Origin of the sequence: Mycobacterium sp. THU-M104, from assembly GCF_049197365.1 — a bacterium.
GTDB lineage: Bacteria > Actinomycetota > Actinomycetes > Mycobacteriales > Mycobacteriaceae > Mycobacterium.
Genome location: NZ_JBMIOP010000267.1, coordinates 1 through 7,098, shown reverse-complemented (window position 1 = coordinate 7,098; position 7,098 = coordinate 1). Strand labels below are relative to the sequence as shown.

Sequence of the window (7,098 nt, the reverse complement as noted above, 5' to 3'; positions counted from 1 at the left end):
GACTGCGTTCAGCGCTACCTTTTTCGCCCGACGTCGCCGCCACCGCAGTCTCGGCACCTCAGCGAACAGGCCCGACGAATCAACGGGCACGACTACTAGCGGGGGCGGGCCGGGTCGATCGGCACCGCTGCGATGGTGCGGTCGATCACGTCGGAGATCTCCTGGATGGGTGTCGGCCCCGAGTCCGGCGGCAGCGTCAGCGCCACGTATACCGGCCGGTCCACCGCGTACCAGGTGAAGGCCGCCGCGTCGGTCCGTGCGGGACCGGCGGATTGCGCCCCGTCGGCCGTCTCGAACCACTGCACGCGGTCGACGACCTGGATCGGCGACCCCACCACGAAGCCGGCAGGCCGGTCCAGACCGCAGCGCAGCACGACGGGTTCGCCCCGGGTATCGGCGCGCCACGCGGCCGCGCCAACCGGCGCCGGCTGCGCCAGTGGTGCACGGCGGTAGGCGCCCAGCTGTTGCGGTAGCGCGTTGTCCAGCGCCCGGCACGCGGGATCCTCGGCATGGGGCGCGGGCACCGCCGGAAGGGCGACCGGTCGCGGCGGACCCGCCCGGTTCGCCGCGATGACCAGCACCACCCCGATCGCTGCGACGGCCAGCGCTACCGCGGCGACGATCACCGCGCGCGGCGGTCCCGAGTCGCCGGGACCGTCGCCGGGATCGCTGGCCGGGTCGGTCGTCAACGCCCCCGTGCCTCCTTCTCGTACACTGGCGCGGTCCGCTCGCGCGGGCAGGTAACGAACGTACCGCAGGTCGCAGGAGGTGCTGTGCGCGACGACACGTCCGGCACCGCCCCGAACCTGCGGCAGCTCGGCGAGTTCGCCGTGATCGACCGGTTGGTGCGGGGTCGCCGGCAGCCCGGCGCGGTGCTGCTCGGGCCGGGCGACGATGCAGCGATGGTGTCCGCCGGCGACGGCCGGGTGCTGGCGTCCACCGACATGCTGGTGCAGGACCGGCACTTCCGGCTGGACTGGTCGACACCCCACGACGTCGGACGCAAGGCGATCGCCCAGAACGCCGCCGACGTCGAGGCGATGGGCGCGCGGGCGACGGCGTTTCTCGTCGGTTTCGGGGCGCCCGGCGACACCGCGGCGGCGGACGCCGACGCGCTGGTCGACGGCATGTGGGAGGAGGCGGCACGCGTCGGCGCCGGCATCGTCGGCGGTGACCTGGTCAGCTGCCCGCAATGGGTGCTGTCGGTGACGGCGCTGGGCGACCTGGGTGGCCGCCCGCCGGTGCTGCGCTCCGGCGCGAAACCCGGTTCGGTGCTGGCCGTCGCGGGCGAACTCGGTTGGTCGGCGGCCGGATATGCATTGTGGCACAACGGGGTCAGTGGATTCGAAGACCTCCGCCGCCGGCATCTGGTGCCCCGGCCGCCGTACGGCGCGGGCGCCGCGGCCGCGGCCGCGGGCGCGGGCGCGATGATCGACGTCTCCGACGGCCTGGTCGCCGACCTGCGGCACGTCGCCGAGGCGTCCGGGGTGGGTATCGACGTGTCCATCGCGGCGCTCGCCGCCGACCACGACCCGCTGACTGCGGCCGCCGCCGCCGTGGGCGCCGACGCGTGGTCGTGGGTGCTCGGCGGCGGCGAAGACCACGCGCTGGCGGCCTGCTTCGCCGGCCCGGCGCCGCCCGGGTGGCGCGTCATCGGGCGGGTGCTCGACGGCCCGCCCCGGGTGTTCGTCGACGGCGCGCCGTGGGGCGGGTACGCGGGCTGGCAGTCGTTCCAGGAATAGCCGGGCGCCGTGAGTAGGGTGACGCGGTGACCGTCTACGCGTTGACGAAGGGGCTGCAGTGACCGCCCGGCCGTTGCGCGAACTCGTCGAGCCGGGCTGGGCGCGGGCCCTGGCGCCGGTGGCCGATCAGGTGGCCGCCATGGGGCAGTTTCTGCGGGCCGAGGTCGCCGCGGGCCGTCGCTATCTTCCGGCGGGGCCGAACGTGTTGCGCGCCTTCACTTTTCCCTTCGAATCCGTGCGGGTTCTCATCGTCGGGCAGGACCCGTATCCGACCCCCGGGCATGCGGTGGGCCTGAGCTTCTCGGTCGCCCCGGAGGTGCGCCCGCTGCCCCGCAGCCTGGCCAACATCTTCGACGAGTACACCGCGGACCTGGGGCATCCGCAGCCGTCGTGCGGCGATCTGACGCCGTGGGCGCAGCGTGGGGTGCTGCTGCTCAACAGGGTGCTGACGGTGCGCCCCAGCAACCCGGCGTCGCATCGGGGCAAGGGCTGGGAGGCGGTGACGGAGCGCGCGATTCGTGCCCTGGCCGAACGCCCGCAGCCGCTGGTGGCGATCTTGTGGGGCCGCGACGCGTCGACGCTCACCCCGACGTTGGCCGCCGGCGACTGCATGGTCATCGAATCGCCGCACCCCTCGCCGCTGTCGGCGTCCCGCGGGTTCTTCGGCTCGCGGCCCTTCAGCCGCGCCAACGACCTGCTGACGAAGCGGGGCGCCGATCCGATCGACTGGCGGTTGCCCTGAACGGGACGGGTGCCGCCCGCGACCGGGGTCAGAGCCGCGTCAGCCCCGGACGACCTTGCCGGCCTTGATGCAGGACGCGCACGCGTTGACCCGTTGCTTGTTACCGCCGGGACGGGTGACGACGTGCACGGTCTGCACGTTGGGATCCCACCGGCGGCTGGTGCGGCGGTGAGAGTGCGACACCGACTTGCCGAAGCCGGGGCCCTTCCCGCAGATATCGCACACAGCGGCCATGTCGAAGCTCCTCAAATCATCGGGGGTCTGGCAATCCGGCCGGGATGGTGGCGCCGAGGTGTCCCTGCAAAGATGTCCCCTGCAAAACCGGGTCCGCCCAGGATACCGACTGTGGTGGGTAACCACCAAAACGATCGGCGGCCGTCGGCTCTTTTACGTCCCGTGCTGTCGGCGCCGGTGGCTAGGCTGAGTGGGCCGGTCTGCAAGCTTCGCCGGCGCGCCCCGGAGACCGGCGCGGAGGAGGTGGGTCGCGTGAGCATGGCGCAGGGCACGCTGGAGGGCAGGCCGGAGCGTGCCCTGGACGCGTCGGCCCTGCGGGACTGGGCGCACACCGCTGTCAGCGACCTGATCGTCCACATCGACGAGATCAACCGGCTCAACGTCTACCCGGTCGCTGATTCCGACACCGGCGCGAACATGCTGTTCACGATGCGTTCCGCGCTCGCGGAGGCCAACGTGGCGGCGGGCGCTTCGGGGTGCGTCGCCCGGGTCGCGGCCGCCTTGTCCGTCGGTGCGTTGCACGGTGCCCGCGGCAATTCCGGGGTGATCCTGTCGCAGATCCTGCGTGGTATCGCCGACGTCGCCGCGGCCCGCGCCGCGGACGCCGGCGGTGAGCTGGCCGCGTTGGACGCCGCCGTCCTCGGGGCGGCGATGCACCGCGCCGTCGACCTGGTCATCGTCTCGATGGGCGGTCAGGAGGTGCCGGGGACCATCGTCTCGGTGTTGCGGGCCGCCGCCGACGCCGTCGCGGGGTGCGCTGCCGAAGGGCTGTCCACCGCGCTGGCCGCAGCGGGGGACGCGGCGGTGGTCGCGCTGGAGAAGACGACCGAGCAACTCGAGGTGCTCGCCGACGCCGGTGCTGTCGACGCGGGGGGGCGGGGGCTGCTGGTCCTACTGGACGCGCTGCGGTCGACGGTCACCGGGCAGGCTTGCGCCCGCGAGGTGTACGAGCTGTCGCCGCGCGCGCCGCAACCCGACGCTGCAGCCCAGCGGCCGTCGCCGCAGTTCGAGGTGATGTACCGGTTGGACGGTTGCCCGGCCGCCGCCGTGCAGGTGCTGCGGGACCGGCTGGGGGAACTGGGTGATTCCGTGGCAATCGCGGCCGCGGGGAGCGGGGAGGGCTATTCGGTGCACGTGCACACCGACGACGCGGGCGCCGCGATCGAGGCGGGGCTGGCCGCCGGACGGCCCAGCCGGATCGTGGTGTCGGCCCTGAGCTCGGGTGTCGCGGGTTTGCCGGCCGGCAGCTGGACGCGGGAACGGGCGGTCCTGGCCGTCGTCGACGGGGACGGTGCCGCCGAACTGTTCGCCGGTGAGGGCGCCTGTGTGCTGCGCCCGGGCCCCGACGAGCACGAAATGTCCGGCCGCATCAGCGCTCACCAGCTGATTCGGGCCGTGGTGGACACCGGCGCCGCACAGGTGATGGTGCTGCCCAACGGGTTTGTGGCCGTCGAGGAACTGGTGGCCGGCTGCACCGCGGCCATCGGCTGGGGTATCGACGTGGTCCCGATACCGACCGGGTCGATGGTGCAGGGGCTGGCGGCGCTGGCCGTGCACGAAACCGGCAGGCAGGCCGTCGACGACGGTTTCACGATGGCCCGCGCGGCCGGCTCGGCCCGGCATGGCTCGGTGCGCATCGCGACCCAGAGCGCGCTGACCTGGGCCGGTCGCTGCACACCGGGTGACGGCCTGGGCATCGCGGGCGACGAGGTGCTGATCGTGGCCGCCGACCCGACGGCTGCCGCAATCGGCCTGCTCGACCTGCTGCTGGCCTCGGGCGGCGACCTGGTGACGGTGCTGGTGGGCGCCGGCATCGCGGTGGCCGGCGAGGATTCCGCGGGTATCGGCGACGTGCTGCAGCGACACGTGCACGACCACCACCCGGGCACCGAACTGCTGACCTACCGCACGGGTCATCGCGGTGACGTGCTGCTGATCGGAGTCGAGTAGCCGTGGCGTCCCTCGGCGACCGGCTCACCTTCGTCCTCGGCGCCAAGGCTGCCGATCCACTCGAGGAGGCCTTCGGCATCCGCACCGTCGACGACCTGCTGCGCCACTACCCGCGCAGCTACGCCGAGGGCGCGACCCGCTGGGGCGCGGACGAGGACGGTCCGGGGCGCCCGGAAGCCGGTGAGCACATCACGATCGTCGACACGATCACCGAGACCACGTCGTTCCCGATGCGGACGAACCGCAGCAAGACATGTCACCGCATCACCCTGGGCTCGGGCCGCAACGCCGTGACCGCGACGTTCTTCAACGCGAACTACATCAAGAAGGACTTGGTCAAGGGCACCAGGGTGATGCTCTCCGGGGAGGTCGGGTTCTACAAGAACGTCATGCAGCTCACGCACCCGGCCTTTCTCCTGCTCGACTCGCCGGACGGCAAGAACCGCGGCACCAGCTCGCTGAAGAACATCGCCATCGCCTCGCAGGCCACCGCCGGCGAGCTGCAGATGTCGGCATTCGAGCGGGCCTTCTTCCCGATCTATCCGGCAACCACCAAGGTGCAGAGCTGGGACATCTTCCGGTGCGTGCGTCAGGTGCTCGACGTCCTGGACCCCGTCGAGGATCCGCTGCCCGCGGCGTTGCTGGCCGAATACGGCCTGGTCTCGCAGGATCGGGCGTTGCGCGACATCCATCTGGCCGAGAGCGAGCCGGAGCGCCGGCGGGCCCGCGAACGTCTGACCTTCGACGAAGCCGTCGGCCTGCAGTGGGGATTGCTCGGCCGCCGGCACAGTGAGCTGTCGGAATCGGGGCCCCCGGCGCCGGTGGGCGAGGGCGGCCTGATGGCCGAACTGCTGCGGCGGTTGCCGTTCGAGCTGACGGCGGGCCAGCGAGAGGTGCTCGAGGTGATCTCGCGTGAGCTGGCGGCGACCCGGCCGATGAATCGGCTGCTGCAGGGTGAGGTCGGCTCGGGCAAGACGATTGTCGCCGTGCTGGCGATGCTGCAGATGGTCGACGCCGGGTACCAGTGCGCGCTACTTGCGCCGACGGAAGTCCTTGCCGCCCAACATCTCCGATCGATCCGCGACGTCCTGGGTCCGTTGGGCATGGCGGGCCAGCTGGGTGGGCTGGACAGCGACGACGCGATGGCCACCCGGGTGGCGCTGCTGAGCGGATCGATGACGGCCGCCCAGAAGAAGCACGTCCGCGCCGAGGTCGCCTCCGGCCAGGCCGGGATCGTCATCGGCACCCACGCACTGCTCCAGGATGCGGTGGAGTTCCACAAGCTGGGCATGGTGGTGGTCGACGAGCAGCACCGGTTCGGCGTCGAACAGCGAGACCAGTTGCGCGCCAAGGCCCCTCCCGGCATCACGCCGCACCTGCTGGTGATGACGGCCACGCCGATCCCGCGCACCGTCGCGCTCACCGTCTACGGCGACCTGGAAACCTCGACGCTGCGCGAACTTCCGCGCGGACGCCAGCCGATCACCACCAACGCGATCTTCGTCAAGGACAAGCCCGCGTGGCTCGAGCGCGCGTGGCAGCGCATCGGCGAGGAGGTCGCCGCGGGACGCCAGGCCTACGTGGTGGCGCCGCGCATCGACGAGAACGACCGCACCGAGGAGCAGGACGTCCGGCCGTCGGCGACCACCGAGGGGCTGTTCGCGCGGTTGCGGTCGCATGAGCTGGCCCACCTACGGCTGGGCTTGATGCACGGACGGCTGCCGGCGGACGAGAAGGACGCCGTGATGGCAGCCTTCCGCGCGCGTGAGATCGACGTCCTCGTGTGCACCACCGTCATCGAGGTCGGCGTGGACGTGCCCAACGCCACCGTGATGCTGGTGATGGACGCCGACCGGTTCGGGATCAGCCAGCTTCACCAGTTGCGGGGGCGCATCGGCCGCGGCGGGTACCCCGGTCTGTGCCTGCTGGCCAGCTGGGTGGCTCCGGGATCGCGGGCCGGCCAACGGCTCACCGCTGTCGCGGGCACCTCGGACGGATTCGTCCTCGCCGACCTTGACCTCAAAGAACGCCGAGAAGGAGATGTGTTGGGCCGCAACCAGTCCGGTCGCTCGATCAACCTGCGCCTGCTGTCCCTGGCCGAGCACCGCGAGGTCATCGAGGCGGCGCGGGAGTTCTGCGCCCGGGCCTACGAGCAGAACCCCGCGGACGCCGGCCTGGAGTTGCTGGCGGCCACGTTCACCAACAGCGACCGCATCGAATACCTCGACAAGTCATGAACCGGGACAAGTCATGAGCCGGGACAAGTCATGAGCCGGGACAAGTCATGAACCGGGACAAGTCATGAACCGGAAATCGCTGTTGTGGTTGTCGGCGGCCGCGGCGCTCGCGCTGGTCGTCGCCTATCAGACGCTGGGCTCCAAGGCGGCCGAGCGCGCCGAGGTGGCCGCGCGCGCCGACGTGCCCACGGTG

Annotated in this window: 6 protein-coding genes and 1 pseudogene; 5 read left to right on the top strand and 2 right to left on the bottom strand. The window is 71.8% G+C overall.

Going from position 1 to position 7,098, the window contains the following annotated elements:
* Positions 1-95 precede the first annotated feature (95 nt).
* Positions 96-689: a DUF3515 domain-containing protein gene (locus tag ACOJVU_RS19435; RefSeq protein ID WP_421531269.1), complete on the bottom strand. Its 594-nt coding sequence runs from the start codon at positions 687-689 to the stop codon at positions 96-98.
* Between the two features lie 84 nt (positions 690-773).
* On the opposite strand from ACOJVU_RS19435, the gene ACOJVU_RS19430 reads away from it, so the two are divergent.
* A complete protein-coding gene (locus ACOJVU_RS19430; protein ID WP_421531268.1) occupies positions 774-1,742 on the top strand; it encodes a thiamine-phosphate kinase in 969 nt (322 codons plus the stop codon).
* Positions 1,743-1,800: 58 nt separating this feature from the next.
* A complete protein-coding gene (locus ACOJVU_RS19425) occupies positions 1,801-2,484 on the top strand; it encodes a uracil-DNA glycosylase (protein WP_421531267.1) in 684 nt (227 codons plus the stop codon).
* Between the two features lie 39 nt (positions 2,485-2,523).
* Here the strand turns inward: ACOJVU_RS19425 and rpmB are convergent, their stop codons facing one another.
* A complete protein-coding gene (rpmB, locus tag ACOJVU_RS19420) occupies positions 2,524-2,718 on the bottom strand; it encodes a 50S ribosomal protein L28 (RefSeq protein WP_421531266.1) in 195 nt (64 codons plus the stop codon).
* Positions 2,719-2,976: 258 nt separating this feature from the next.
* Between rpmB and ACOJVU_RS19415 the strand changes: the two genes are divergently transcribed.
* The 3 genes and pseudogenes from ACOJVU_RS19415 to ACOJVU_RS19405 all read left to right on the top strand — a co-directional run.
* Positions 2,977-4,668, top strand: coding sequence for a DAK2 domain-containing protein (locus tag ACOJVU_RS19415; protein ID WP_421531270.1), 1,692 nt, complete (start codon positions 2,977-2,979; stop codon positions 4,666-4,668).
* Positions 4,669-4,670: 2 nt separating this feature from the next.
* Positions 4,671-6,905, top strand: coding sequence for an ATP-dependent DNA helicase RecG (gene recG / locus ACOJVU_RS19410; RefSeq protein ID WP_421531265.1), 2,235 nt, complete (start codon positions 4,671-4,673; stop codon positions 6,903-6,905).
* 64 nt (positions 6,906-6,969) lie between these two features.
* A pseudogene (locus tag ACOJVU_RS19405) lies at positions 6,970-7,098 on the top strand (hypothetical protein); the annotation flags it as partial.